Annotated in this window: 1 protein-coding gene; it reads right to left on the bottom strand. The window is 62.0% G+C overall.

The annotated features are described in order from the left end of the window. Nucleotides 1–1,369 (bottom strand): ISNCY family transposase (locus AC0L2X_RS32355; protein WP_473601201.1); only part of this gene is annotated, 1,369 nt, incomplete at its 3' end. Nucleotides 1,370–1,483 lie beyond the last annotated feature (114 nt).

Genomic DNA, 1,483 nt, shown 5'->3' with positions numbered 1-1,483 from the left:
CCTGCAGTCGTGACAGAAGTTCGCTGCCGGTTCGCCATGGTTCGGCTTCGAACCAATTTCGTAAGTCCGCAGTCGCCTTGACGAGAGGGTCAGGACGCCGCCGCCCCCTTTTGGCTTTCACAATCGGGCGATCCGTCGGCCGGATAGCTCCGTCCTTCCAGGCAGTCCGCAAACTCGCCAGGAAAAGGTCGATTGGCTGAGCTGTTCCGTCAGGGCGCACGGCGGGCGGAGTATCGGCAAGCGCAGCGAGTCGCTCCTGCACGGCGCGGATATCGCGCAATAGCAGGACAGGATCGAGCCCGGCGTAGATTTCCTGCAGACGGGAGCGGACTGCATCTGAGGTGCGAGGGTCGGCAACCAGCCGCTGATGCGGCGTAGCTGGCGGACTATACGTCTTGCGCACACGCGCGCCGTCGCGCTGCTTCGCGATCAACTTGAACGATGGCTGAAAGAAGTTCACGAACAGCCGCGCTGACCGGTAGAGCTTCGCTAGCAGCGTGGCGGCCTCCAGCCCCTCGAACCGACGATATCCGACCATCCTACGCACCACGGCGCCATTCTTCTGCTCGACAAAGGCCTGGTCATTCTTGCGGTAGGGGCGGCAGCGCGTGAAGACGATGTTGGCGGCGACGCAATAGGCCTTCAGTGTCTCGTTCATGAAAACGGTGTCGTTGTCCGTATCCAGGCCGAGAAGCGCGAAGGGCAGTTGCTTGCGCAATTCTGTGAGCACCGCGCTCAACAGCGTCTGTTCGCGAACCAGCAGCGGCGCACATTCCGTCCAGCCGGTCGCAATGTCGGTGAGCACGAGGGTTTGGATGAAGCTGCCGCGAGCCGAAGGGCCGCTATGGGCCACGAGGTCCGCCTCAACGAAGCCTGGCGCTGGATCGTCCCAATCCGCCGACGTTCTAATGGGAATGCTCCGTCGCAGGGCATGCGCTGCGGGCCGTCGTCGAGGACGTCCCAAGCCTTCTCGGATCGGTCCCAGCGTCCTGTCGATCGTGGCCGCGCTCATCGCCAGCAATTTGCCCCGGATTTCGGGCGCTAGGTCAAAATGACCGTGCCGTTCCATCGCCTCGAGAAGGATGGGCAGCAACGCCTTCAGCCGCTTGCCGCAGACGCGGTCGGACGCCTCCCAGAGCAATATGAGCGCATTGCGTTCCGCTTCATCATAAATCCGCGGCCGCGCTCGCCGGCGTGCAAACGGCCCCTCACCGCGTCGTAGCAGCCGCATCGCGTGCTTGCGGTGAAAGCCCGTGACGACGACGAACTCATCCAAAATTCTCGCCTTCTCCGCTCGCGTCGAAGCACGATAGCGCTCTGAAACCGCCGTCGTCAGTTCTTTCCTTGTCGCCATGCTCAGCCGTCCCATAGTCGCCCCTGCTCTTACCCCTCGGTAGGGAGCAACTTATGTGAGGCAACGGTTGAACATTCAGGAACATTTTCGACGAGGCAATGCGAATCTCACCTTGATTGTCGCCGCGCA

It is taken from the genome of Mesorhizobium sp. WSM4828 (genome assembly GCF_055811175.1).
This window is presented reverse-complemented; position numbering and strand designations above follow the sequence as displayed.